This window comes from Oscillatoria nigro-viridis PCC 7112, from assembly GCF_000317475.1.
Classification (GTDB): Bacteria; Cyanobacteriota; Cyanobacteriia; order Cyanobacteriales; family Microcoleaceae; genus Microcoleus; species Microcoleus nigroviridis.
In genome coordinates this window covers 1,915,250-1,941,498 of the sequence record NC_019729.1, presented here as the reverse complement: position 1 = coordinate 1,941,498, position 26,249 = coordinate 1,915,250, and the positions used below count along the sequence as shown (strand labels likewise).

Annotated in this window: 26 protein-coding genes; 10 read left to right on the top strand and 16 right to left on the bottom strand. The window is 44.5% G+C overall.

Annotated elements, in window-relative coordinates; all coding sequences use genetic code 11:
* Positions 1-659 precede the first annotated feature (659 nt).
* Both OSC7112_RS42560 and OSC7112_RS42555 read left to right on the top strand, forming a co-directional pair.
* Positions 660-779 (top strand): class I SAM-dependent methyltransferase, encoded by a 120-nt coding sequence (locus OSC7112_RS42560; RefSeq protein ID WP_317623938.1) that lies wholly within the window; start codon positions 660-662, stop codon positions 777-779.
* Positions 780-827: 48 nt separating this feature from the next.
* Positions 828-1,058, top strand: coding sequence for a hypothetical protein (locus OSC7112_RS42555; RefSeq protein WP_317623937.1), 231 nt, complete (start codon positions 828-830; stop codon positions 1,056-1,058).
* Positions 1,059-1,330: 272 nt separating this feature from the next.
* Here the strand turns inward: OSC7112_RS42555 and OSC7112_RS08280 are convergent, their stop codons facing one another.
* From OSC7112_RS08280 to OSC7112_RS08270, 3 genes are all read right to left on the bottom strand, one after another.
* Complete coding sequence (locus tag OSC7112_RS08280) at positions 1,331-2,455, bottom strand: hypothetical protein (protein WP_015175479.1); 1,125 nt, start codon at positions 2,453-2,455, stop codon at positions 1,331-1,333.
* 840 nt (positions 2,456-3,295) lie between these two features.
* The gene (locus OSC7112_RS08275) at positions 3,296-3,994 is read right to left on the bottom strand and encodes a GDYXXLXY domain-containing protein (protein WP_015175477.1); all 699 of its coding nucleotides are present in this window, start codon (positions 3,992-3,994) and stop codon (positions 3,296-3,298) included.
* 98 nt (positions 3,995-4,092) lie between these two features.
* Positions 4,093-5,493: a DUF2157 domain-containing protein gene (locus OSC7112_RS08270; RefSeq protein ID WP_015175476.1), complete on the bottom strand. Its 1,401-nt coding sequence runs from the start codon at positions 5,491-5,493 to the stop codon at positions 4,093-4,095.
* A gap of 317 nt (positions 5,494-5,810) precedes the next feature.
* Between OSC7112_RS08270 and OSC7112_RS08265 the strand changes: the two genes are divergently transcribed.
* A complete protein-coding gene (locus OSC7112_RS08265) occupies positions 5,811-6,404 on the top strand; it encodes a Uma2 family endonuclease (RefSeq protein ID WP_015175475.1) in 594 nt (197 codons plus the stop codon).
* A 215-nt stretch (positions 6,405-6,619) separates the two neighbouring features.
* Here OSC7112_RS08265 and OSC7112_RS08260 read toward each other — a convergent pair whose 3' ends face one another.
* From OSC7112_RS08260 to OSC7112_RS35470, 5 genes are all read right to left on the bottom strand, one after another.
* Positions 6,620-8,560: a leucine-rich repeat domain-containing protein gene (locus tag OSC7112_RS08260; protein ID WP_051041498.1), complete on the bottom strand. Its 1,941-nt coding sequence runs from the start codon at positions 8,558-8,560 to the stop codon at positions 6,620-6,622.
* A gap of 246 nt (positions 8,561-8,806) precedes the next feature.
* Positions 8,807-9,727 (bottom strand): hypothetical protein, encoded by a 921-nt coding sequence (locus OSC7112_RS39510; RefSeq protein ID WP_015175474.1) that lies wholly within the window; start codon positions 9,725-9,727, stop codon positions 8,807-8,809.
* 29 nt (positions 9,728-9,756) lie between these two features.
* Positions 9,757-9,888, bottom strand: coding sequence for a hypothetical protein (locus OSC7112_RS41680; RefSeq protein ID WP_263053593.1), 132 nt, complete (start codon positions 9,886-9,888; stop codon positions 9,757-9,759).
* 66 nt (positions 9,889-9,954) lie between these two features.
* Entirely contained in the window at positions 9,955-10,665 is a 711-nt protein-coding gene (locus tag OSC7112_RS08250) for a DUF547 domain-containing protein (RefSeq protein WP_015175473.1), read from the bottom strand.
* A 200-nt stretch (positions 10,666-10,865) separates the two neighbouring features.
* On the bottom strand, positions 10,866-11,048 hold the full coding sequence (locus OSC7112_RS35470; protein WP_223300862.1) for a pentapeptide repeat-containing protein: 183 nt from the start codon (positions 11,046-11,048) through the stop codon (positions 10,866-10,868).
* A 270-nt stretch (positions 11,049-11,318) separates the two neighbouring features.
* Between OSC7112_RS35470 and OSC7112_RS08245 the strand changes: the two genes are divergently transcribed.
* Positions 11,319-12,797 (top strand): bifunctional orotidine-5'-phosphate decarboxylase/orotate phosphoribosyltransferase, encoded by a 1,479-nt coding sequence (locus OSC7112_RS08245; protein WP_015175472.1) that lies wholly within the window; start codon positions 11,319-11,321, stop codon positions 12,795-12,797.
* A gap of 330 nt (positions 12,798-13,127) precedes the next feature.
* Here the strand turns inward: OSC7112_RS08245 and OSC7112_RS39505 are convergent, their stop codons facing one another.
* From OSC7112_RS39505 to leuB, 3 genes are all read right to left on the bottom strand, one after another.
* Entirely contained in the window at positions 13,128-13,274 is a 147-nt protein-coding gene (locus OSC7112_RS39505) for a hypothetical protein (protein ID WP_190274348.1), read from the bottom strand.
* A gap of 184 nt (positions 13,275-13,458) precedes the next feature.
* Positions 13,459-13,605: a hypothetical protein gene (locus OSC7112_RS39500; protein WP_190274347.1), complete on the bottom strand. Its 147-nt coding sequence runs from the start codon at positions 13,603-13,605 to the stop codon at positions 13,459-13,461.
* Between the two features lie 184 nt (positions 13,606-13,789).
* The gene (gene leuB / locus OSC7112_RS08240) at positions 13,790-14,875 is read right to left on the bottom strand and encodes a 3-isopropylmalate dehydrogenase (protein ID WP_015175471.1); all 1,086 of its coding nucleotides are present in this window, start codon (positions 14,873-14,875) and stop codon (positions 13,790-13,792) included.
* Between the two features lie 119 nt (positions 14,876-14,994).
* On the opposite strand from leuB, the gene OSC7112_RS08235 reads away from it, so the two are divergent.
* Both OSC7112_RS08235 and OSC7112_RS08230 read left to right on the top strand, forming a co-directional pair.
* On the top strand, positions 14,995-15,795 hold the full coding sequence (locus OSC7112_RS08235) for a Uma2 family endonuclease (protein WP_015175470.1): 801 nt from the start codon (positions 14,995-14,997) through the stop codon (positions 15,793-15,795).
* A 126-nt stretch (positions 15,796-15,921) separates the two neighbouring features.
* Positions 15,922-17,127: a DUF4336 domain-containing protein gene (locus tag OSC7112_RS08230; RefSeq protein WP_015175469.1), complete on the top strand. Its 1,206-nt coding sequence runs from the start codon at positions 15,922-15,924 to the stop codon at positions 17,125-17,127.
* A gap of 157 nt (positions 17,128-17,284) precedes the next feature.
* On the opposite strand, the gene OSC7112_RS08225 is transcribed toward OSC7112_RS08230, so the two are convergent.
* From OSC7112_RS08225 to OSC7112_RS08215, 3 genes are all read right to left on the bottom strand, one after another.
* Positions 17,285-17,926: a HEPN domain-containing protein gene (locus OSC7112_RS08225; protein WP_015175468.1), complete on the bottom strand. Its 642-nt coding sequence runs from the start codon at positions 17,924-17,926 to the stop codon at positions 17,285-17,287.
* 13 nt (positions 17,927-17,939) lie between these two features.
* Entirely contained in the window at positions 17,940-19,187 is a 1,248-nt protein-coding gene (locus OSC7112_RS08220) for a DUF262 domain-containing protein (RefSeq protein ID WP_015175467.1), read from the bottom strand.
* A gap of 117 nt (positions 19,188-19,304) precedes the next feature.
* Positions 19,305-21,128: a metallophosphoesterase family protein gene (locus OSC7112_RS08215; RefSeq protein WP_015175466.1), complete on the bottom strand. Its 1,824-nt coding sequence runs from the start codon at positions 21,126-21,128 to the stop codon at positions 19,305-19,307.
* Between the two features lie 314 nt (positions 21,129-21,442).
* On the opposite strand from OSC7112_RS08215, the gene OSC7112_RS08210 reads away from it, so the two are divergent.
* Together OSC7112_RS08210 and OSC7112_RS08205 are read left to right on the top strand one after the other, a co-directional pair.
* Positions 21,443-22,420, top strand: coding sequence for an acetamidase/formamidase family protein (locus OSC7112_RS08210; RefSeq protein WP_015175465.1), 978 nt, complete (start codon positions 21,443-21,445; stop codon positions 22,418-22,420).
* A 156-nt stretch (positions 22,421-22,576) separates the two neighbouring features.
* The gene (locus tag OSC7112_RS08205; RefSeq protein WP_015175464.1) at positions 22,577-22,861 is read left to right on the top strand and encodes a hypothetical protein; all 285 of its coding nucleotides are present in this window, start codon (positions 22,577-22,579) and stop codon (positions 22,859-22,861) included.
* A gap of 347 nt (positions 22,862-23,208) precedes the next feature.
* Here OSC7112_RS08205 and galT read toward each other — a convergent pair whose 3' ends face one another.
* Both galT and OSC7112_RS08195 read right to left on the bottom strand, forming a co-directional pair.
* A complete protein-coding gene (galT, locus tag OSC7112_RS08200; RefSeq protein WP_015175463.1) occupies positions 23,209-24,255 on the bottom strand; it encodes a galactose-1-phosphate uridylyltransferase in 1,047 nt (348 codons plus the stop codon).
* A 238-nt stretch (positions 24,256-24,493) separates the two neighbouring features.
* Complete coding sequence (locus OSC7112_RS08195; RefSeq protein WP_015175462.1) at positions 24,494-25,174, bottom strand: hypothetical protein; 681 nt, start codon at positions 25,172-25,174, stop codon at positions 24,494-24,496.
* Between the two features lie 117 nt (positions 25,175-25,291).
* Between OSC7112_RS08195 and OSC7112_RS08190 the strand changes: the two genes are divergently transcribed.
* Together OSC7112_RS08190 and OSC7112_RS08185 are read left to right on the top strand one after the other, a co-directional pair.
* Positions 25,292-25,807, top strand: coding sequence for a DUF433 domain-containing protein (locus OSC7112_RS08190; protein ID WP_015175461.1), 516 nt, complete (start codon positions 25,292-25,294; stop codon positions 25,805-25,807).
* The gene (locus tag OSC7112_RS08185; RefSeq protein WP_015175460.1) at positions 25,785-26,147 is read left to right on the top strand and encodes a DUF5615 family PIN-like protein; all 363 of its coding nucleotides are present in this window, start codon (positions 25,785-25,787) and stop codon (positions 26,145-26,147) included. Before OSC7112_RS08190 ends, OSC7112_RS08185 begins: the two co-directional genes overlap by 23 nt.
* Positions 26,148-26,249 lie beyond the last annotated feature (102 nt).

Sequence of the window (26,249 nt, the reverse complement as noted above, 5' to 3'; positions counted from 1 at the left end):
TAGAAAATACCACCAATTGACGAGTTCAACTCACAGCCACCCCAGAGGGTCTGTCTCCAAAAGCGTACTAGGATATAGCCTAGAGTTCGGGTATGTCCTACCCTACTTAACAAATGAACCAAATATTTGTTTGCTGGTAAAGAGAATACGTTGATTCTCTAGCTGTTTTAAGAGTTTGCGCTGCTCTGTGTCCAACAGTTTGTGCCTAAAAGTGTGTCTTAACTGTTTCACGATGGCAAAGGAGTTGAACCTTGACTATCGTAGTATACCACAGGTGCCAGCAATTCCCTGATTTTTGGGAATGGATTTAAGAAATTAAAGCCGTGCTAGAAGGACGGGGTTTTAAACCCAATTTCCCGATAATATCTTAAGTCGATAGCAAGGTATACATAATTTTGACTGTAGCAACTATTTTTAGAGATTTAAGTTATCGGTATCAGTGGCTCTACGATGCGATCGCGCATCTGCCTGCTTTGAGCGTAGGCGGCTAGGCTCGTTTGGGTCAACTAGCCTGGGAAAATTTGACCGTCAGCGCGGAAACTAAAGTTTTAGACCTTTGCTGCCGTAGCGGTCAAACTACGCAATTTCACGTGCAATATTCCCAGGATGTCACAGGACTTGACGCTTCGCCATTCTCTCTGTAACCGGCCAGGAAAAATGTGCCATCACCCAATTATGTAGAAGCTTTTACCGAGTCGATGCCTTTTGCCGACTGTCAGTTTGACTTGGTTTACAGCAGCGTTGCGATGCACGAAATGCGATCGGCACAGTTGCGATAAATCTTTCAAGAAGTGTAGCGCGCGATCGCTCCCGGTGGTCTATTCATTTTGGTAGATTTTCATCGGCATACAAATCCGGTATTTAAGCCTGAGTTTGCTGTATTTTTGTGGTTGTTTGAGACTGAAACTGCTTGGAACTTGAGCGAAACAGACTTGGGGAGTTTGTTTGCCGAGGTGGGATTGCGATCGTACAATTCCGAAGAAACTCAACAACCCAAAATTTATGCTGGCGGCAGCATTCAAGTAATCCAAGTTCAAAAGTCATATCAAATCCGGTAGCATCGTCTGGCGTCAAATCCAGTCAACCGTCAACAATCACCGAAGGTGCAATCGGAATAGATATAATAATTTATCTGCGTTAATCTGTGTTTATCTGCCTGGATGTGCGGTAAAAACAATAAAAATCAACCGCCCCGGACAATGGATTGACGCTGATTCACGCAGACAAAGAGAATAGATATCTGAATAATTCCGACCCTAACAGATTTGATATCATTGCTTTCCCTATCAATCAAAAAATCAGCAGCAATAAGTCTACTAATGACTGCTAACTAAACAAACTTTTTCGCTTCTGCCAAAGCCGCCTCAAACTTAAGCAATACATCCTTTTCTGTGTGAATAACTTTCTCTTGTTCCAGCAGCGGGCGACCAAAGCGAAAAATGCCGTCCTGTTCTACGTGTTCTACATAAGGCAGCGTTTCTGGATGCGGCAAAAATTTTCTGCCGATGGTGTACGGCGTGTGGAAAGAAAAACTAAAATCGGGAAACTTGTCGCTTTTGATTTCAAGATAGTAAAGCGAGTAATAATCTTTGGTTTCGCAGTACAGACATTCGCGGCACTTATTTACAAGTTTGCGGTTCTGATAGAAAAAATCCCACTTGTCCCAATAGTAGCCATCTTTCATCATTTCCTGGTGGTCGTCGCACAGTTCGAGATATAATTTGTCAGAATCCGCCGGACGGTAGAAGTAAAGCATGGCGTAGGGCATTTCAATCAGTAACTTGACTGCTTGATTTTTTCGCTGATACCATTCCTGCTGGTGAGTTTCGTAGACTTCCTTATATTTATTAATTGCTTTAAAGCTGTTGAGCTGATTTTCTTTGGCCCAGCGCGACGCCCAAACAGTCCAGTAAGCTAGCTGGAAGGTTGCTGAAATTTCCGCAGAACCTTGTTCTTTCCAGTCGGCAATGATTTTTTCCCAAGCTGAACTAAAAGCTACTCGCGATTGTTCGTTTTCTTCAGGCGTTTCTGTATTGATTGGGGTGGGTATTTGGCGATCATTTTTAATCAGCCCTTTGGGTTCTTTGCGCCAATTATTAATATCGGTTGGCGTTAGACTTAAGATGAATCTTCTGTCGTGAACGGGATATTCTAAATGGATTCCTGATTTGCGGAAAGAGCGGTATTCTAAAATAGGGAGTTTGTCTTGTTCAATCCACTGCTGGCGTTCTGCTGGCGAACACTTGAGTATTGCTTCTAATTCTACCGGATCTACGGCTAATTCACTTTTGAATGTCTCCCAAAATCTTTCTTGTTCGGCTGGATTTGCTTCCAGCAGGGATACAATTCGGTTGACGAGATGATCCGTTTGGTCTTGGCAATTTTCGGGAAGTCCTAAGAAGTCGAGGAGTTTGGTCTTGAGTATTCGTCTGGCAGAGATTAGCTCGGCTAACATGAGAAGCTCCAGTAGAGTCATGACTTGCGCCCTTGAACTGGCAAGATTTTTGCAAGTCTTATATATCTTAACTCAATTGGCGTAAGTCCCACGCTGTAATTGTACTCAATTGGGCGTTGGGATATAAGCTTTCGCAAGGTCTATTAAATAATCAAAAATTTCCTGATTTCTCACAAAAAGATGGTAAGATATAAGTGGTTGCGACCCACCCACTCGGCTGCAAACAACAGGTCACAGTAGCAGTAGTATGCTTACCAAGGATAACTGCGAGAGAAAGGGGGAAAAGACAGACCGCTGGTGATTGGGATACGTTCTAATGTGAAATACAATCCAAGTTTGTCATACGGAATAGTTTTTTGCCTTGGGAAACAGGGTTTCTGCGTGGGTTCCCTACGAAGGGATAAAGGCTGCCAAGCCAGAGATGCTGTGTAAGACTTGGATCGTCTTGAGTGACGAATATTCAGCAATGGATATCCCCAACAGAGCAACGGCAAATGAGACACGAAGCCTACACGCTCACCGCAAGGTTAGTGTTAGGTATTTCACTAGATTCTCCTGGGTTGTCGGCAATTGAAATGTCCGCGCGAGCGAAGCTATCCCATTGCGCCTGGGAACCCGTTGCGGTAGGGTATCGCCGAACCTCTGCCCCTCCCTAAGCTAAAATACTCAAAACCAGGGCAAAAGACCGATCGACCTTTTGCCCTGATTGGCTAAAACTCATATGTTGCACCGTTCTCAATTACTTGTTTAGGAACAGGCTTTTCGGCCTGTTCCACAAGAAAGTTTATATTTTGTGGAACAGGCATCTTGCCTGTTGCTGACAATGGTGCGAGATATCAGCTAAAATCGATAATTGCGATCGCGCACCCACAAACTCACAGGCACAGCACGGCCTGTTTTGTCAATCTTTACTTCTACCAAAAAAGATTGTCGCTGCTTCCTCTGAGCTTCGCTAATCTCCTGATTGACTTTTTCCCTTTCGTCCTCTGGCATATAATAAGTTTCTAAGCCGTATTCCATCCGCCAACCGTTATATTTGCCCTTAATTGCGATTTGGTTGGCGGGCAAATTGCCGGGATTTTCCAGACTGACGCGGACGGGTTTCCAAGCTTGGGGGCGGCCGGGATTAGTCGCGGTTTTTGGCGCTTCTAAGATTACATAAAAACTGGTTTTTGGTTTGACATTGTGCGGATTTTTGGGACAAACAATTCCGGGCGGACAAGGTTTTTTTTCGGTAGGTAAATCTTTCCAGCCGGGTAGTTTTTGGAGATTTGTGATATCGGAAATATCATAGCTCAAAACTTGGTAATATCCGCGCAAAAAGTCGTAAGGGTCTACTGGTGCTGTTTGCAGGACAACTGTTTTGCCAGTAATAAAAGTGTAAACAGCGGTGGCGGGTACGGCGGCAATTAGTCCGATTTGCAAGAGCAAAGGAACCCACAGCCGCCACGCGGGAAGGCGTTTCGCTTCCGGGGGAAGCTGAAACAGATTTGTTGTATCTGGATTTTTTACTAATAAGTCAGTGTTGTTTGTGTTCATGTTATGTATGGGTTATATTGTTTGCGGTTGTTTCGGAATGATTAAACCGCAGAGACCGCAGAGGGCGCCCAGGGAGAGAAGAAAGAGATGAATAATTTCTATTCATCGGGGATTTTTGCGAAGTGGCGCTCGAACCACAAACCCGCAGCAATTACGCCAATTCCGCACAAAACAAATACAAAAGATTTGAGCAACAATCCTGTGTTGTATTCAAAGACTCGGCTGATAATTTGCAGGGTGATTAATACCATTCCTCCCCAAAAACTCTGGCGGTTTCCTAAAGCTAAACCTTCTCGGATTAAGCCGACAGCGAGCAAAAATAAGAAAACATTGAACAGAAAAGTGGCTAATTGAGGAATGGGGGTAAAATTGAGGTGAAAAAACGGTATTAAGGCGCTGGCGAGGATTAAAATGCCGATCGCACCTGTCGTCAAATCCACTCCTTTTTGTTTTGGTCGCCGCAGTTCCAAACGTCCCAAACGCAGCCACTCAAACACCGTGAAACCGCCCAAAACAACCACATTTGCCAGCAAAACCCAATCGGGCTCAGTTGGCGCAGGATTCGGCGAATCCGGCCACAACCAGTGGAAAGAAAGAACATAAAACACACCGGCGAGAAACAGCAGGGCTAAACTGCGGGCGGTAGGTTGAAACAGCCTGCTGTTTACCTTCGGCCAGATTGCATCGTCGTATCCCCACAGCAAAGCGGGCGGTAAAGCACAAAAAATTGCTGTACCCCAGGTTTGATTTAACCCTTGGACGATAGAAACTTGTAGGGAAAAAATTATCGCGATCGCACCTATGGCAAAAATAGCACGCGATCGACACCAATAAGCCAGCGGCACAAACATTATACTGGCTGCGATCGGCATTTGCCGCACCAAAACTTCCAGCCAAGAAAACTCGACTTTGGAAGACCAATCTAACACGGCAAGCCAATAGCCCAAACCGATTAAAAGTGCGGACAAAACGCCCAAGGAAGTCAACCGCAAACTGTAAGCCATTCCGAGCACGCCGATTCCCCAAGCAAGGTAAAGTCCGTAGGAAGAACCGCCAATGTGGAACATTTGCGCCATCAATGCCATATTTGCTCCTAAAATCAGAGCACCTAATAGCAACAATCCTTCACCTAGGAGTTTGTTTCGCCCTTTTGTTGCGGGCATATTTGGATGGGAGTTTTTGCTTCGGGATGGGGGAATTCGCCATAGATAGAAACCTGCTGCATTGACTGCTACGAAAAGACTTAGCAGCAGTGCAACTCTCACTTCGCGCGACCAAACTTGCCAGTTTGCCGCTACAAAGGTGATGACTCCTATACCGAGGAGAATGCCGCCGAGACTCATCAGAATGCTGAGGAATCGGTTGCGGGAGGCGGTTTCGAGTGTGTTGAATTGGTAGCGTTCGGAAAGTTGTTGGTAGAATGAAGTGTCGATGAGTCCTTCTGCTTGCCAGAGTTTGGCTTGTTCTCGCAACTCGCGCCGAAATTTATCTGAAATCATTTTTAATATTCCAGAGGATTTGAACTGTGATAGTTTTTAATATGTCACTTGTGGGTCGATTGTCGATGGAGGCTGGGACACCTGCTGAACTTGCACAGCAGTTTTGATTGATATCCTTCGGCTGTTAAAACCGTTTCTATAGCAATCCTAAATCATTCAGATAAATTTGTAGGGGTAGTGCCCCCGTGCCTACCCCCTATCTATCGGGGCAACCACGGGGGGATTGCCCCTACAATAATTACGCAAATCATTTAGGATTGCTATATATAAACAAACTCCCAGCAGAAAGAAACGAATAAATAAAGGAATGTAAAATTATGGTACAAGCTCAATCTAAAAAATTAACTTTTGACGAGTACCTTAATTACTCAAATGATACGGGTCAACGCTATGAGTTAATTGATGGGGAGTTAATAGCTTTGCCACCAGAATCTGAACCTAATAATTTCATTGCTAACTATCTATTTTTCTATTTTGCTAGCAGCGGGCTAGTGCCACTCAGGCTGATTAAAACGCATAATTGCGAGGTTCAAGTTGCCGTTTTGCGATCGGGAGATGCCGCCAACCGCTACCCCGATTTGATAATTCTGGAACCTGAACATATTCCGCTGACAGCAATCAGGCTAACTATCACTTTCGATATGCTGCCTCCTCGGTTTGTTGTGGAGGTAGTGAGTCCGGGTAGAGTGGGCAGGGATCGGGATTACGAGCGCAAACGAGCTCAGTACGCAGCGCGGGGCATCGCAGAGTATTGGGTTATCGATCCAATTGAACAAGTTGTGACGGTTTTGCGGCTTGAGGAGGGGCAATATGTTGAGGTTGGGGTATTTCGGGATGGAGAGGCGATCGTATCTCCGATGTTTCCACAGCTAAGTTTGACGGTTCAACAGATTTTCAGTGGAGAGGTTTAAGGGCGGATCAATAGCTAATTGGTTAGCATTCATCTAACCACCTACCGATTAGTGAAAATCTCCACCCTCAACCTGATTAAGGCCATGTTTCAATCCCTGATAGGGATTTAGGTTGATTGCAACCTGTAAGTTTCGCTAACAGTCACACCATTTTTAGATAGTGACGTGAGAATATCATCAACCTTACTTTGCTAAATAAATCTAGGCGGGCAAAATCAATTTTCCCCGCTTAGGGCTTGTAACCTTTGTAAAGGAACACTTTTGCATTTGCTGAGAAAAGTTTCATAATGTTTGCTGAGAGCGTTTTGATTTGGTGCTGTGTTTTTATCCTCTGGTAAAGCCAGTTTCCGATCAGCCAAATCTTGGTAACAGGTGCCGACGAGTTCAGGGGCAATTACCACTTCATTGGTATCTGGTCGAATTGATAGTAGATGCAAATCGAACAGAGTGTGTATGTCTGCTCTGAGCGGTAAACCATTTGTTAAATGATTGGTTTGAGTACCTTGATAAGGAATTATATGTGCTGCTTCGATAGCTGCTGCTACATCACAATCAGTTATTGGACATCGACCGCCGTAAGCAGTTAATAACTTACGTCGAAATTCAGGCTGTCCCTGTCGCTGCACAATAGAAGCAGTTGTCCGTCGTCTGGCATCTTCTTGGAGAGTTTCAGGGTCAAAATGTCCCTCAGATTTAATTTTCTGATGCTCAGCATTTAGCTCAGGTAGCGCTGGATTACGGCTGTAGAAGTAAGAGTCAAGAATGGTTGACAAATCACCACAACCTTCATAGTCTTGACCGTGCCCCAGAACTTGCGGGGGAATCGGCACCGGATTACCTCGCAAATCTAGGTTTTTCAAATTTTTCATGCTGCAAATCACATCCGGAATTTTAGTAATCTGATTATTAAGGAAGCGAAGCTCTTTCAGATTCAACAGTTGTCCGAGCGCCTCTGGGATGGAGGTAATCTTATTGTTATCGAGGTAAAGCTCTGTCAGATTCGACAGTTGTCCGAGCGCCTCTGGGATGGAGGTAATCTTATTGTTATCGAGGTCAAGGAATGTCAAATTCGATAGTTGCCCGAGCGCCTCTGGGATGGAGGTAATCTGATTTTCACTGAGACCAAAATTTGTTAGATTCGACAGTTGCCCGAGCGTCTCTGGGATGGAGGTAATCTTGTTGTTATGGAGGAGAAGCTCTGTCAGACTCGACAGTTGCCCGAGCGCCTCTGGGATGGAGGTAATCTGGTTATCATAGAGGTAAAGCTCTGTCAGACTTGACAGTTGCCCGAGCGTCTCTGGGATAGAGGTAATCTTGTTGTTATTGAGGTTAAGGAATGTCAAATTTGAGAGTTGTCCGAGCGCCTCTGGGATGGAGGTAATCTTGTTTTTATTGAGGTTAAGGAATGTCAAATTTGAGAGTTGTCCGAGCGCTTCTGGGATGGAGGTAATCTTGTTATCATAGAGGTTAAGCTCTGTCAGATTTGAGAGTTGTCCGAGCGCCTCTGGGATGGAGGTAATCTGATTTTCACTGAGATTAAGACGTGTAAGATTGAATAATTGCCCCAGTGTTTCTGGGATAAAGGTAATCTGATTTTCACTGAGATCAAGGTGTGTAAGATCGGGTAAGTACTCCAGTGTTTCTGGGATGAAGGTAATCTGATTTTCACTGAGATCAAAATGTGTAAGATTGAAGAATAATGACCAAAGCGCTTCTGGGATATAGGTAATCTGATTTTTACTGAGATTAAGACGTGTAAGATTGGATAATTGCCAAAGTGCTTCTGGGTAGGAGGTAATCTGATTTTGTCCAAGGTTGAGCCATTGCAGATTAGACAGTTGCCCGAACACTTCTGGGATAGAGGTAATCTGATTGTTACTGAGGTTAAGCTCTGTCAGATTCGACAATTGCCCGAGCGCCTTTGGAATGTAGGTAATCTGATTGTTACTGAGGTTAAGCTCTGTCAGATTCGACAATTGCCCGAGCGCCTTTGGAATATAGGTAATCTGATTGTTGCTAAGGTTAAGTCGTGTCAAATGCGTACAATTGACAATTTCCAGTGGCAATTTTTTCAAACTCAGCGACGACAGATTTAGTTCTATCAATTTTTCATTGGTAACTCGCTTAATTTTTCGCACTGCTTCCTCTCGCGTCATATGCTTTGCCTCTCCGTAGCACTTATTTTATTGTGACAATTAACTTTAACCTATTGGAAAAAACAGCAGGGATCAGGATACACTCCCGATACAATACACTAATGCCGTTTTCCGAAATTAATCTGGCAACACATATGTTTTAGGAAGGAGCATATCTTGATCCAGAGCTTAAAAGTGATACAGCTCGGTCAGGATAAACCTATTTCACCGCCTAAGCTTTGTAACCATTACCGCTACATTAGAAAACTAGAGAAAGTTTTTTGCTATTTTACAAAAAAATCTCCAAATTGCAGAAACCAATTTTACCCCCAAAAACATTCCCACACCCGAATATAGACACCTTAGTAACAGTTCCCCAAAAGACACTATATTATTTTCATCTAATGCTTTTTCGTTTTCACTTAATACCATTCCTAACGCAACTATCATTGCAATCAGACTGTAAGCTATTTCCGTTCTATTATCGTCAAACCAATTCTCCAAAAAATCATCTTTGATTTTTGGCGGATTTTTTGGCACAATAAAACTCTCGGTTATTAGTCCCAAGTCTTTAACACCTATAGAATCATCTGTGGGTGGGAGCGAGTCTGGAGAAACACCATCTATAACATTGTTATTTTTCTGAGAAGGAGACAACCCAGTATGTAGAGCTAGCCTCAATATATCCCGCTTACTCATTTGTTGCCATCCGTCAGGACTAATAGTAACCGCATATTTTTCGTAAAACAAATGGCGTTTCTGTTCCATGTTTAAAGGCGCTCTTCCAAACGCAGCTAGGAAAAAATCAAGTAAAGAAACTACGGTTAAAGACTGTTGTAGTGCTAATGCAGCTTTTTTATGTCTAGAAACGGTATAAACTATAAGTCTGTTAAAATCCTCTAAACTTATAGTTTCAACCTTTTTAGAACCCTTGGTTGGTTCACTTACTACTTTTTGAGTTTTTTTACTAAAACCCAGAGCTAGTAAGGCTTTGAGTGAGATACCATCTTTTTTACGAAGAAGCCGAGGCAGCCAGTTGTCGCCATAACCTAAAACTAAGCTTGCACCAGTTAGTCCAATACGAAACTCACCATCAGGCATCTTGTAGCCATCTAATTCGAGTCCATCAAAAAATCTCACTGTGGCTACTTCTACTGTAATTGGTTCATTACCATTAGTATTAGACATTTTGCAAAGTAAAATTAAATTGTTAAATACTATTTTAATTCAATATCTTGACGTAAACCATTTAATCCTGTTCGAGTGCAGCCGTCTGATCGCCGTGCAGCCGTGAGAGTCGATCGCCCCGTTGCCTCGGAGTCATCCGATCGCCCTGTTGAATCTGGCAATTTGAAGGGTAACGACAGACTAAAAAAATTACCCCTCAAAAAAACACCTATCCACTTCCGCAAATTTTATCCATCAACCCGATTCAAATTCCAGTCGTAAGGCAAAAAAACGATCGCCCATCCATCACCCACAGCAGCCTCCGGCCCCAAATAACCGCCCACATACTCAGCCACCGAACCCGCCGCCTTTACAAAATCCTCGCCGTACCACTTAAAAATCTTGCTCAAATAAAGCGTCTTTTTCTCGGCATCATATCGCACCTTATCAGGATTGTGAATAAAACGGCTGGCATCCGCTTCTAGTTGAGTCCGTACCGACTCCGGGAAATAAGCCCCCCGGCGCAGCAGCGGGCACCCGACTGAAGCGCAAACTAATGCAAAATGGATGCGCGGTTCCGCAAATTCCGGCCGCAAAATTGCGTGTTCGATTTGATTGAGACTGTACTTTTTGCCGCCAATAATCGTATTGGAACGGGTGAAAAAATCCAAAAAACTCAGCCAGTTGGGAATTCCCAAAACTTTGGGACGGATCGACGCGATCGGATATACTTCCAGAACTTGAGAAATTGCGATCGCATTGTACGCATTCAGCCACAACGCCAGCCGCGCATCCGCATCACTACCATCGGCCAAATCCACATCCGCCAAACTTTCCAGCCACACCCTCAAAACATCCGCCCCCTCAGTTGTCCAGCGCCGATAATTGACGCGGCCGAAATCGTCAACGTAGCGTTGCAGCAACTCGTCCCAAATCGTAAAGTCGATCGTACCGATCATTTATTACTATCCATATGATAAGGCGGGCATTGCTTTAACTTCTACTTCTACAGCAATCCTCGCATCATTTGTGAATTTCTTACGGACTCCCCTTGGGTTCGGGGAGGGTTGGGGTGGGGTAAAAAATTTACGACTCCTGCAAGGATTTCTATATTTAATACTACCGTCAACCCAAATAACACCTCCAACGGTAGCATTTTTTAGATTAGACCCGTTAAACGGGATCTGGTTAAATTAACTTGAGTCAAATTAGCGCCTTGTAAATTAGCTTGCCGCCAAGAAGCCCCGCTCAAATTTACCCCCAATAAATTAGCTTCCCTAAAATTTGCTTCTCTCAAATCTGCCCCTTGCAAATTCGCATTTGCTAAACTCGCGTACCGCAGGCGAATGCCGATCGAATCGCCGCCCGGACACAGGTTAGTTTACCACAAGTAATTGACTTGCTGCGGCTTAGGTGCAATCACCGGTGCAGCCAACCCGAAAATCATTCCCGATGAAACTACTCCTAAAGTTACAGATTTCCTGCTCTTTACCTTCTACAATCTTAAAAGATTCTTAATTTCAATTTCAACGGGGATCGGTTGATTCCGGCACAACACCCCTCCCACTTTCACCTGCAATTTTTTAATTTCCCCTTACCTCCACAACACACTATGAGCGATCGCACCAACTTTTTCGATAAACTGTTAGCGGCTGTTGAAAACAATCAAAGTTTGCTGTATCTAGCCCTCGACCCCGACCCCGAAACCTGGCCCCCGCAGGTTTCCATGACTGGCGAAGAGACTCAAACTTTTGTAACTGATTTGTTGTCAAAGCTAAAAAGTGCGATCGACCAAACAGCCGATTTAATCTGTGCCTGCAAAATCACCCTCGGTTTTTACCAATCTCTCGGTATTCCCGGTTGGGCATTGCTGCAAGAAATTTTAACAATTATTCCCCCTCACCTGCCAGTAATTTTAGATGCCAAACACTGCGATTTAAATACCAGCACAGTCTTTGCCAAAATTGTATTTCAAGACTGGCGAGTTGACGCTATTACTTTAAGTCCCTATGCCGGATTCGACCAAGTAGCGCCATTTTTGTTATACGCTGGAAAAACTGTTTTTGTCCTCTGTGCCACCGCCAACCCCTCAGCCGAGGCTGTGCAAGAATACCCGACGCCAGAAAACCCTTTGTACTTGCAATTAGTCCGACTCTCTCAACTTTGGGGAACTCCCGAAAAACTCGGTTTAGAAGTAGGAGTAATGCCGGATATGTTAGCCCGCATCCGCAAAGAGGCTCCCGAACGCCTAATTTTAGTCGAAGGAGACATCGCCGAAGAAAATGACCTCACAGAAGAAAACGACCTCGCACAACTGCTGGCGGCCGGTTTAAGCAAGAATGGTGAAGATTTATTGCTGCCAGTCCCCCCAAGTTTATTAGCGGGGAAAGAGCCGCGCCGAGAAATTGAGAAATTGCGGGATAGTATTAATAAACAGAGGCTGCGGGCGATCGAAGGTAGTCCCACTTGCGAACTGTGGCTGCCGGATGTTTGCTTTTTGCAACCGGAACCTCACCGCGATTTAATCTTGCAACTTTATGACATCGGCTGCGTAGTTTTTGGCGACCACGTACAAGCATCGGGGGCCGTATTTCCATATTACATCGACTTGCGGAAAATTATCTCTATTCCGCAGATTTTTCATCAAATTGTCAGCGCTTATGCAGACATTCTCAAGGAGTTAAAATTCGATCGCATTGCAGGAATTCCCTACGGTTCTTTACCCACAGCAACCGGTTTAGCCTTGCGGATGGAACGCCCGATGATTTTCCCGCGCAAGGAGGTGAAAACTTACGGTGCAGGCAAATTAATTGAGGGGCATTTTCAGGCAGGAGAAACGATTGTCGTAGTCGATGACATTTTGATTAGTGGCAAAAGCGTGATGGAAGGCGCGGCTAAGTTAAAATCGGCTGGCTTGAATGTGGAAGATATCGTGGTATTAATCGACCACGAACAGGGAGTCAAAGATAAGATGCAGGCTAACGGTTATCGCGCCCATTCTGTGTTAGCGCTTTCGGAAATAGCTGAAGTTTTGTATCAAGCAAATCGCATCGATACCGAGCAATTCAATCTTTTGACAGCCGAACATTAAACGCCAATTCCTATAGGGGCGGGTTTTACCAACCATAATTGCCAAAAACTAATAATATGATCAACCCGCCCCAACCCAACGTTCAACCTCAATCTACTGCGGAACATTAAACCCCAATTCCTGTAGGGGCGGGTTTTACCAACCATAATCGCCAAAAATTAATAATCTTATCAACCCGCCCCCTCTCAACGGTAAGCCTCAATGTACATTTTTGACCTGCGATCAAAGTCAAGGTGGATATAGGTTATTAGTTGTCTGGGGGCGGGTTTATGAGGTTGTATGTGTGCGTCGAATATTATTCGTAAAACCCGCCCCTACAAGGTAAATAAATTAACCTTGCAGAACTTCAATTAAAGCATCGCCCATTGCCCGACAGCCGACGAGTATCGAGCAAATCGCATCGATACCGAGCAATTTCAGCTTTTGACAGCGGAACATTAAACGCCAATTCCTGTAGGGGCGGGTTTGACCAACCATCTGGGAAAAAAATTAATAATCTTATCAACCCGCCCCCTCTCAACGGTAAGCCTCAATGTACACTTTTTCCCTGCGCTTAAAGTCAAGGTTGATATAGGTTATTAGTTGTCTGGGGGCGGGTTTATGAGATTGTGCGTGCGCGTCGAATATTATTGGTAAAACCCGCCCCTACAAGGTAAATAAATTAACCTTGCAGAACTTCAATTAAAGCATCGCCCATTGCCCGAGGGCCGACGAGTATCGAGCAAATCGCATCGATACCGAGCAATTTCAGCTTTTGACAGCGGAACATTAAACCCCAATTCCTGTAGGGGCGGGTTTGACCAACCATCTGGGCAAAAAATTAATAATCTTATCAACCCGCCCCCTCTCAACGGTAAGCCTCAATGTACACTTTTTCCCTGCGCTTAAAGTCAAGGTTGATATAGGTTATTAGTTGTCTGGGGGCGGGTTTATGAGATTGTGCGTGCGCGTCGAATATTATTGGTAAAACCCGCCCCTACAAGGTAAATAAATTAACCTTGCAGAACTTCAATTAAAGCATCGCCCATTGCCCGACAGCCGACGAGTTTCATGCCTTCCGACATGATATCACCAGTGCGATAACCTCGATCCAAAACTTCGACAACTGCTTGCTCGATTTTATTAGCAGCTTCCGGCTGATTTAAGGCGTAGCGCAGCATCATTGCCGCACTCAAAACTTGGGCGATGGGATTGGCTTTATCTTGTCCGGCGATGTCCGGTGCGGAACCGTGCACGGGTTCAAAAACTCCCGGCCCGGTCGATCCCAAACTAGCAGAAGGCAGCATCCCAATACTACCAGTTAGCATCGCCGCCGCATCGGAAAGAATGTCGCCGAATAAATTGCCGGTGACAATTGTATCGAACTGTTTCGGCCAGCGAATTAACTGCATGGCTGCGTTGTCAACGTAGAGGTGAGAAAGTTCGACATCAGGGTATTCTGAAGAAAGGGCAATAATGCGATCGCGCCACAGTTGCGAAACATCCAAAACATTCGCTTTATCAACGGAACACAGCCTTTTCCCGCGCTTCCTGGCAGTCTCAAAAGCCACTCGCCCGATTCTGTCAATTTCTGACTCGGTGTAAGCCATCGTATTAACGCCGCGTTTTTCGCCTGTTTCCGTCTCAAAAATGCCTTTCGGTTTGCCGAAATAAATGCCGCCGGTGAGTTCGCGGACGACCATAATATCCACGCCTTCGACAACTTCCCGTTTCAAACTAGAAGCATCAACCAATTGCGGTAAAATAGTCGCAGGGCGCAAATTTGCAAACAATCCCAATCCGGCGCGCAGTCCCAATAATCCAGTTTCCGGGCGCTGTTCGCGGGGCAAATTATCCCACTTGTAACCGCCGATGGCTGCCAACAATACTGCATCGCAGTTGCGGCATTTTAAGAGTGTTTCTTCCGGCAGCGGATTGCCTGTTGCGTCAATAGCAGCGCCGCCAATTAAAGCTTCTTGAAATTCAAAGCCGATGTCCAATTGTTGACCGACAAGTTTCAGGACATCTACCGCCACAGCGATAATTTCAGGGCCGATGCCGTCTCCTGGTAAAAGAGTGATGCGGTAGTTTTGAGTCATATCGATTTTGGAGTTTTGATTGTAGATTTGAGATTGAGAGTTAATGGGAATTCTTTAGAAATGCCAGACATTCTCACAAGGCTATAATCATATCAGGATAAGCAACCTCAGAATTCATTATGACATTCCCGACTTACCCGCCTGCTCAAGCTGAACCGCCTCTAGACCCCCGGCAGAGTTTGCCAACAATGTACGATTTACCTAGCGAAGATCCAAAGGAGCCCGGTTTGCCAGATACATTTCATTTAGATCAGCCGCAACTCTTGGAATTCACGTTTTTGCCGCCGGGATGGGATGCGGAACAAGTCTTTACAGCCAGTGACCTAAATTTGTATTACGATGCAACACAACCGCGCTGGCACAAACGCCCGGATTGGTTTGCTGCGGTGGGTGTGCCAAGGCTTTATCAAGGGCGCGATATGCGTTTGAGTTATGTAGTTTGGCAAGAACGGGTAAATCCGTTTGTGGTGGTGGAATTGCTATCGCCGGGCACTGAAGATGAAGATTTAGGGCGGACTGTTCAGCAAGCTGGGGAACCGCCGACTAAGTGGCAAGTTTACGAACAAATTTTGCGGATTCCTTACTATTTTGTGTTCAGTCGCTACACGGATGAATTGCAAGCTTTTCATCTTGTAGGAGGCCACTATGAACCTGCAGAATTAATTGATGGGCGGTTATTTATTCCTGAGTTGCAGTTGAGTTTAGGTTGGTGGCAAGGCACTTATAAGAGTATGAATCGGTTGTGGTTGCGGTGGTTTACGGCCCAAGGAGGGTTGATTTTGAGTCCGGGTGAAAGAGCAACGGCGGCGGAACGGCAACTGATAGAATCTCAACAGCAACTCATAGCATCTCAACAGCGAGAGGAAAGACTAGCGGCGCGGTTGCGGGAGTTAGGCATCGATCCCGAACAGTTGGTTTAATAGTTTTCGCACCCAGGCCTGGTGAAACCCCTTTTCAACTCCTCGAATCCGCGCAACAGGAGTGAAATAAGATAAAAACAGTTCGATCGCACGCACGTACAAAAAAATCGGCAAGGAGTCGCACCAGTGGCAGAGGGCGAAGGCATACCAACATCAGCACAGATTGATTCTCGGGACTATTCTTGGGCTTTTTGGCCCATCGTCCCCCTCTATCCCTACAGCAAGCGGCGCACCATCCGCAAGGAAATAGTCAAGGACACAATCTGGACTTTTGACCAACTACAAGGCATTTTCTACGTAGTCGTCCCGATTCGGATGACAGTAATTAAACTAGAACCCGAAGGCCTTCTCGTCTACGCCCCCGTGGCACCGACTCCTGAGTGCATCCGCTTGGTAAAGGAGTTAGTAGCAGAGCACGGCGAGGTTAAGTACATCCTGCTGACAACGGTTTCAGGCATCGAGCACAAAGTTTTTGTCGGCCCCTTTGCGAGGTGTTTTCCCGAAGCGCAGGTGTTTGTCGCCCCGCAGCAGTGGAGTTTCCCCGTGAATTTGCCGCTCTCGTGGCTGGGTTTGCCGGCGAAACGCACGTCTGTACTGCCCTTTGACAGCAGCAACACGCCGTTAGCCGATCAATTTGACTGGGCAATTCTCGGCCCCATCGACCTCGGTTTGGGCAGATTTGCCGAAGTTGCGTTATTTCACAGGCGATCGCGCACGCTGATGCTAACAGATTCCGTGGTTTCCATTCCCGAAAATCCGCCGGCGATCGTCCAACTCGACTCGTACCCGCTGCTGTTTCACGCCAAAGAAAGCGCCTCGGACATTGTGGCAGACACCCAGGAAAATCGGCGGAAAGGGTGGCAGAGAATCGCCTTATTTGCCATGTATTTTAGCCCCAGCGTGCTGGAAGTGCCGCCGTGGTCGGAGGTATTTGCCAGCGCGCGCCAAGCGCCAGAACGCTCTAGGAAAGCTTATTTCGGGTTGTATCCGTTCAAGTGGAAAACAGATTGGGTGCGATCGTTTGAGGCTTTGCGGGGAGGAGGGCGGTTGTTTGTCGCGCCGATTTTGCAGAGATTGATTCTCAACCGCGCGCCCAGGGAAACTCTCGATTGGGTGGATAAAGTGGCGAGTTGGGACTTTCACAGGATTGTACCCTGTCATTTCGATAGCGCGATCGACTCCCGGCCCCGTGAATTTCGGCAAGCATTCTCGTTTCTGGAAAAACACTCGCCTGTTAATTCTTTACCCGAAGACGATTTTAAATTGCTGAGGCAGATTGATGCGGGTTTGAATAAAACCGGTTTGGTTCCCCCTGCGAAAGAGAAGGTTTAATCTGACATCTTGCACCCTTCTGAATAAGCTGTTTGAGCACAGGCAAGATGCCTGTGCCACAAAAAAATAAAGTATTGTGGAACGGGCATCTTGCCCGTTGCGGCTAGAAGCCTACCAAAAAGATTAAACTCTTGACAATTGGTCTCGGTTTATTCATTTATCTCATTAAATTATCAATCAGCTCATCCACCCTCAAAAGTTCTTGAATAATTTGCTCCACCCTCCGCAGTTCATTTATAGGATTTAGGCTTCTAATAGTTTTCGGGGATGTAGCTGAAGTATGTGCCGCAACACCTCTTTCTTCCCCAAACGTATTCATGGTAGCCAGCCAAGCAGGATCTAAATCATCGGTATCTATTCCTATTGGCAAAAGCAACGCCAGAAGATTAGCTTCTTTGATTCCATGATTCGAGTCAATGCTTCGCTTAAAACTATTAATAGCTAAATCTATTTTTTTGTTGATTTTTATTTTTTCCGGTGGCAAAGCTTTACTTCCCTTAGTTGGACTCAGTGTATCTGGTGGTGCTTCCATCATTTGACCAGAAAAGCCAAGCAAGCAGATTAAAGTACGGCAAGTCTTACCCTGACTATCCCAATTCTTTTTAGCATTAAGGGCTACTTCCCAAACTCTGTCTTCAAAATAAGCCTCAATTTCGGCATGAACTAAAACTCTGTAGGCAAGAGTTAAGGCTAGCTGCCGATCGGAATATGAACCTAGAGGATTAATCTTAGGAAGAAATTGTTTTTTTAACCTATTTAACTGCTGGGTTAGAGTACGAAATCTAACTGATTTTGGCATACCTCTCAATAACTTACCTCAAACCGTTAAAGATAATATGGTTATCTACGAGTTCAGGTACATTAAACTTTACATCCAAAACCTTTAACAAAGCTTTGCCCCACAGTGAGAGACGAGTATGAGTTGCGCGAATGCTAGTTGTGGTTTTCTCAACAGCTTCTCTGAATTCGCTATTAGATGATGAACATAACTCTTTAAAAGCTTTTTCCACAGCCGCCGGATTATTCTCAGCAGCTTCTCTAATAACTGGATCTGAAAAATAAAAAACCATTACATCTAAAATAGCTCGATTAAACTTACCTCGGTAAGTATTATCACTGCTCAACCACACGCGAAATATATTTTCTTCTCCAAATATTGTAGTGGTTGTTTGCACTGCCTTTTCAAATTGGCTAACTGTATATCTGACCTCAGTTTCTTTCTCTTTCCAATCCTTGTTGAGTTTTTTGCAAGTCATATCCAGGAACACTTTAAGATTACCGCGATAATCGGATAAAAAATGATGGAATCCTACATATCGCAGTAAGAATTCGACATCGCGCATCCGAGGATCGGGATTTTGGGATTTAAGTATTTTTCTTAAAGCCTGATTTTTAATTGATTCGTCATCTAAAAAATTGATGAAATCACCTGGATGCAATGCTTGCCTGAGTTCTTGTGGAGATAGCGGAGTATTTTCTACATTCAGACGGAGAAAAATTTTGTAGAGTAAACTTTCTGTATGCCAATTCCGAATCAATGTAGTACGAAGACTTTGATTATCGAGTGCATCAAGTACAGAACTATGGAGAATATCGTTTTTTATAGCCTCATGCGTACAACCATTGAGTTCAGGTCTAAATTCTAAGTTTTTCAAAGCAAAACTATCGTTGGGAGTTTCGCTCCTTCCATAAAATTGCAGAATCGTAAGCAAGCGTTGCTTGCCGTCAAGAACTACAAATTTTCCGCGCTTTTTATCTTGAGAAGCCAAAACTATATCTGGAATGGGAAATCCCAGAAAAATTGATTCAATAAACCTGCTTTTGCGAGTTATATCCCAAGCATCTCGTCTTTGAAATCTTGGATTAAGTTGAATATTGTCACGAACAAGTTGATCGAGTATGGTGGCTGTCGTCCAATCATTCCCAGCTACAATAATTTCGGAAATTTCGTCTAATACTGATTTGGTATTACCATTAGATTCAAGCTCATAATCTAGAGCTTCATCTTCCTCATCAAAGCTTACTTCTTCTTGTTTTTCTAAGAGGTTTAGTTCAGGCATGACCGCGCTCTACTGGGTAAGTTTAATTTGGATGCAGTATACCTAAGTATAGCAGAAGTCAGAAGCCTTAAGTTATCATAGCAGTAACTAATTTATCGATTATGAAAACGAGCGCTTTTAATTTTTACGGATTTTTAAGCTAGATAGCGAATTTTTCAACTTAAACTCATCAAACTTCACCACTTCCGACTCCGGTTTCCGCGTATCAAAATAGTAGCTGCTAACCGTACCCTCCCCCGTATCAAAAATAGTAAAAGCCGTAATATCATTGCTATCAATATACGGCAGCGGCCGCCCATCTTTCCCCAACAAAGGCGCAACAGTCGGCACCACAGGTTCCAATCCGTTCGGGTCTCCAATAGCGCTGTAATCTTCCCGATATCCCGGCGGCACAAATCGGCGCTTTTCTCCCACAAAAGCACCGTAACTGTTGCCCACATTAGAAGTCTCCAAAAAGTGCATTCCGCTGGAACTTACAAACCGATTCCACAAGTGCGAATGTCCGTAAAATACCAACTGCACCCCCGCTGTTTCTAGCAGCGGCACTACATCCCGAATCAGATAATCTTGCTGTTTCGGATACTCGTAACGCACCATTTTAATCTCGCCATCGAGAGCGCGATCGACTATTTGCACTGGATCGGTATAAGCAGGTACAATATTGTCACCCAGAGAATGCGGCGGGTGGTGAAACATCACAATTTTATATTTTGCCTGCTGGAATTCCGAACTTTTTAACTCTTGTTGCAGCCAATTATATTGAGCGCTGCCCTTGACAATCGGCTCAAAAATATGCTGTCCGTATCCCCATTTTTCGGGATTATTAAAATCTTCGTCCCGTTCCCGATACCGGCCTCTCGCACCCGGATCTAAATTCGGAGTCCGCCAGATATTCGCAACGTACAAAGTCACTAACCGCACGTCGCCAAAAGTCACAGCATAGTAATTTTTACCTCCCGGTAAATTGAAAATCTCGTCATAGGTATCGCTATTAAAACTATTGTTTTTCAGCCAAAATTCGCGAACTGAAGGGTCATTATTGGGATTCAAAGAGGCAGCACGTTGAGCGTATATTTTCTCGGCAGCGGCGCGGGGAAAAGGATCGTTAAATTGGTAATCGAGTTTGCTGTTGGTTGCAAAGCGACCCATGATTTCGTGATTGCCAATGGCGGGAAATAAAGGCGCGTGTTGGATCAGTTCGCCGCCGCTGTAAACGGTTTTGATGCCGTTTTTGTCGAGTTCTGAAAATGCGCGACCTTGCATAGCGGGAAAGAAGGCGCGGCCTCGGTAGTCGTCAAACCATTCGGAAGCGCGATCGGGTATATTAATTAAATCCCCTGCCATAAAAACCGCGTCAACTCTCCCAATTGTTTCGGCTACTTTCTGGAGATTTGCCGCTGTCATCGGCATCAATTGATGGTCGGAAGTGAGGAGGATTTTGAGCGCAATTCCTGCTGCTGGTGTCGGAGAAAGAGTGAATATTTTGCTGCTGACAGATGCGCCGTCTTTCCTTTCGCTGGTGACTCGATAAGGAATGCGAACACCGGGCATTAAATTGGGGACTTCTGCTTCGTGGCGCCAGATGTCGCGGACAATTGGATTGCTGTCAATTATGCTTTGTTTGATTTCATCCGAGATGCGCGAGTCTTTGTCTTCGCGAGTGCGGCTTAGCTTGGTAGTATTTGCCGTCACAACTTGATTCAAATTTTGGCCGTAAGCAACAGTGTTCCGAGTACCGGCAAACTCTGTGAACCAGACAACTCGCACCGAGTTTGCTGTTGGAAGTTGCAAAAACGGATCGGTTAAAAGCTGAGGTTTGTTAAGGTAAGATGGCATCATGAAACCTAGCAAGAGGACAATCAAAATCCAAACAGCAAAAAACCAGGGATTGCGAGAATAACCTTGAGAAAATTCTACTTTATTAGGCAAAGGCGTTAACATAAGTCATTAGTCATTAGTTGTACGGGGGGTTTCACCAGCAAAACAGAACTCCCCACCCAAATACATATAAACCCGCGCCACCAACTCTAAATTTTAAACTACTAACGTTATCAAAAAGTTAAGAAATTAGTAAAATATCTCACATCTAACAAACTTTAACCATTTTTTCACATCTTCCGATCTCTCCATTCTCTTTCTCAGCGCCCTCTGCGCCCTCTGTGGTTCATTAAAAAAATTATCAAAAATGATTGAGACTTGCGATATAAAATTCATAACGCCCTTGCTTCAATCTAAAATCTAAAATCTAAAATCCCATGACCCGCCACCTTCTCAAGGCTAACTGCAAAACCGTACACTTGGGCGGTTTTTCTCCGAATATCGAACCTGCTTTAAGGGTGGATTCGGGCGATCGCATCGATATCGAAACCTATTCAGGATATTATGTTGCTGACAAGGCCCCGCCGAAATTTCTCACGCCCGAATTTTTAGATATTTGTCAGAATTTGCCTCCCAACCGCAAAGTTGGCCCGGGCCCCCACTTGCTAACAGGCCCGATTTATGTTAACAATGCCGAACCGGGAGACGTTTTAGAAATTCACATTGAGGATGTTTACCCAAGTTTACCAGTAGGATTTAATGCAATTCGCGCCGGATGGGGAGCTTTGCCTGAGTATTTCCCCGAACCTAAATTGCGGTTTATTCCGCTAGATTTAGAGCAAAAAACTGCTGAATTTCCCGCAGGTAGCGGCATTCGGATACCCCTGCATCCTTTTTTTGGAATTATCGGCGTTGCCAATGCAGAAATCAACCGTTCTTCTATTCCTCCAGAGCGCTACGGCGGCAATATGGACAATCAGGAACTACAAGCAGGAACGCGGTTATTTTTACCTGTTTTTCTGCGCGGCGGTTTACTGTCCATCGGCGACGGACATTCGGCACAAGGAGACGGTGAAGTTGACGGTACTGCCATTGAAACTTCGATGAACGGGACTATTCAAATCATCTTACGCAAGGATTTACTTCTGAGATTTCCGTTTGCAGAAACGCCGACTCATATTGTGATTATGGGATTTGGTATAACTTTAGATGAAGCGTTTGAGATGGCGGTAAAACAGACGGTTTATTGGCTGCAAACTTTTGCGGGTTTCAAAGAAGAAGATGCTTATGTTTTGTGTTCCCTCTCGGTAAATTTTCGGATTACGCAGGCTGTCAACAATCCTCAAAAAGGAGTTCACGGAATGATTCCCAAGTGTATTTTGCTCGATGTGAACATTATTGACCGCAGAGTTTGAGGTAATATGATAACACGCGATAGACACAAAAATTAGGATCGCGATCGCACACAATACACAAATTTGTCACTGCTGTGGTCGATCGGGATTGCTATTCTGTTGAAAATTAAGGTTAAAATGGGATAAGTTACAAAATCTACCTAAATCGAACTCAACATGAAAAATCAGACTGACGATGTTGCCAAAAAAGATTTAGTCGATCGAGCTTTTGGGAGTGCAGCAATACCAGATCCGACAGCGTGGGTGCACGAACATTATTTTTTGGCTAATTTCGCCGATACTCTGGCTCACATCCAAGAACATATGTCTGATGACAGTTGCGAAACCGGCGAGAATGGTGAATTGGGCGAGGGGATATTATCGCTCGATGCCAAAATTAGAGATATGTTGAGAGCTACTTTTGGCGACGACGGCTGGCAGTATGTCGAAAGTTTATTGTGAGTTTGGTAACATCCCTAAGTATTTATACGTTCATAACTTTAGAGCGTAAGTTATACCAGTTTAAAAAAAGAATCCAACTTTAGACCGGTGATCTAAATCCTTAGATTATCCTTTATTCCCAATTCTTTAACCTCAAATCTCAAATAATATCAGTTTCCTTCCCCAACACAGACTCGCAACTCAGAGTAGCTGCGTGCATTTCCACCCCAATTGAAGTAAATTTGACCTAAGCTGTGGCGGCATTTAAATTGTGTGTCTAAAAAAATCAAAGTCTTGTGGGGTGGGCGTCCCGCCCGCCCTCAATATACAATTTAAATGCGCGACAGCTTATTGTGATGTAGGATACTTTAGATGGGGGAGAAATTACTGTCCCGAGGAATTTCGATCGATCGCAAAAACGCCGCACTTTCTTCTGGCAAAGCAGTATTGATAAACATCCCGCTGCCCAACTCAAATCCAGCTTGCTTGGTGACTCTGGGAATAATTGCGATATACCAGTGAAAGTATTTTGTTCCCCCTTCGGCGATCGGCATCGATCGAATAGTATAGTTGTAATCGGGATTGTTCAATCCGTAATAAAGCTTAGCCAGTACAGTTTTCAAAGTATCAGCAAGATCCGTAATTTCCCCATCAGTAAGGTCATCAAATGAAGAGGAATGTCGGCGCGGAAAAATCCAAGTGTGAAACGGTGAAAGTGCAGCGTAAGGGATAAAAGCCACAAAATCTTTACTCTCACAAATCACTCTTTCTCTCGCCGCTAATTCATCTTCCACAGTCCGGCAAAACAGACATTCTCCCGTGTCGTCAAAATATCTAATAGCTTCGTCGATGCGGCTGCGAAATTGGCTGGGTACAACGGGCGTCGCTGCTATCTGCGAGTGGGGGTGTTCGAGAGAAGTTCCGGCACTTTCCCCATGATTTTTGAAGATAATAATTGTTTCAATGTGGGGATTTTTTCTAATTTCTACATAGCGCTGGCGGTATACTAAAAGTATGTTGGCAACTTCTTCAATGCTCAACAAAGCTGTCGTCAAATCGTGTCGCGGATGTTCTACAATTACTTCGTGCACGCCGATTCCCGCCATCCTGCGGTGAATTCCCGATGATATCCTCATCCATTCTGCTGTCGGGGAAAGGGCGGGATATTTGTTGGGAATTGCCCTGACTTTCCAGGCAGTGCGTGAAGCGAAGCTATCCCGTAGGGAATCGCCCAAACGGCAAGTTTCTAAGGTTGCGTCTTCCTCATTTCCCACGCAAAACGGGCAATCGGCACGGTGCGGAGGCACTAATGTTTCGCACTTTTTTGGGTTGGCGAATTGATCCGGTCTTTTCGCCCGTTCGGTGGCGATGATTACCCAATCTCTGGTAATTAGATTTTGTCTAAGTTCAGACACTTTCTTAGGTTCAGTTTCAGGGTCTCTCCGTTTCTAATTCTAGAGAACGACTTGTATTTTGTCACTCGGCTTTGTAAATTTTTAACAAATCTTGATTTCTAATTTGAGCAGCAGTTTCCCAACAGCAGTTAACAACATTTAGAACCAGCGATAGAGGGCGATTAGGGACTCAAGGGGTTTCTCCCCTACAGAATATCTGTCTAGGCAGTAGGTTAAGCACAGATTTTAACCTGAGAGATTAAGCCAACTGCAACTGCACATTCTGCAACTTGCAAATCGCTTTCAACACTTGCGCCAACAAGAGCGATCGCTCTCGGTCAATCAAATTCAATTCCGGTAAAATCTGATAAGTACAAGGATTTCCCCGCGTCACCCGCACAAACCGATAACTTTCGCCATTCGTCGTCAATCCCCAAACAGACGATTGCTGCTGCAAACTTTTATAAGTATAAGTCAGGAGTTGCGGCAAACCAGTCAAAGGTGCGATCCTCTTCGAGGGCTTCGCTAACGCACTATTTTTCGCCTCGACTACCAAAATCCAAAACTGTGCAGCCGCGAGCTCTGCCTCCGGCTGATTTACGGCTAAAACATCCAAGCGCCCTTTAATTAAAGTATCCCCATCCTCAACCTCGATCGGGATGCTATCTTCCATTGTCAGCACCACAGGAACTTGAAAAAATCCCGTTAATCTCATTAACGGTGAAAGTGCTAAAAACTTAACCAATTCTTCAGAAACTTTACCTGCTTCTAGATACCGCCAAAAGTCATTGCTGATTTCCAACAGTTGCTGTTGTTCAAAATCCGTCAGAGGTTCCAGAGAGAAAAAATCAGTAAAACCTCCTCCTGTTTGTCTTTCCAGTTTGAGAAGGCGGCGAACGTCGTTTAGAGAGAGTTGGCTTGCTTCTAAATTTTGCGTCATGGCTTTTGTGCGATCGGCTGTTAATGTCAGTTATCAAATCAATTATAAAAGCATTACCATCGGATTTGTTATGATATAATCATACCAGATATCGCTCCTGTAAATCGGGTAGATTGTATGAAAGCAATTAAAGTGATGGCAACGATCGACGATCGAGGACAATTGTGCGTTGGTGAACCGCTCAAGTTATATCGCAACAGCCGAGCCGAAGTAATTGTGCTGGTTCCCGAAGTAACAGAAATTAATCAAGAGAAGCAATCTCATGAAGCCAACCACCAAACCACGCAACTAGAAGACTACTTCAACTTCCTCAGACCTGACGATATTCGGCTCAAAGGTTCCCGCATTGGCATCGAAACCATTCTCTATGAATACCTGTTTCGCGCTCGAACTCCCGAAGAAATTGCTAACGTTTATACATCGCTCACCCTGGAACAAGTTTATGCGACTATTTTGTATTACCTGCACAACAAAGAAGCAGTCGGTAAATACATAACCGAATGGCTGGAATGGGGCGAAGAAATGCGAGAAGAACAACGTCGCAATCCTCCTCCAGTGACAGAAAAACTTCACAAATTTAAAGCAGAAAGAGAGGCAAGGAGCAAAGCTGATGCCAATCCAGTATCTCTTTGATGAAAATGTCGATCCTGCGTATGTTAACCAAATTCGCAGGCGCAATCCCGATCTGGTTGTTCTAGCAGTGGGAGAACTAACAGCACCTTCTAAAGGCACTCTCGATCCAGAAATTCTTATTTGGTGTGAAATCCACAATTTCATTCTTGTTACCAACAACCGCCGCTCTATGCCAGTTCATTTAACAGAGCATTTAGAGCAAAATGGTCATGTCCCAGGAATCTTTATCCTGAATTCCAAGCTGAGTATCGGTCAAAATATTGAACTACTGCTTCTGATTTATGAAGCATCATTTGATAATGAGTACCAAGATATAATTTACAATTTACCAGTGCTATAATTTCTAATACAGTCCCAACATTTACAAATTTCCCCAAAGTCTTAAGGAAAATAAACATACTTTTGCCCCAACTTATGCAAACAATAGTTAAAAAGACGAACC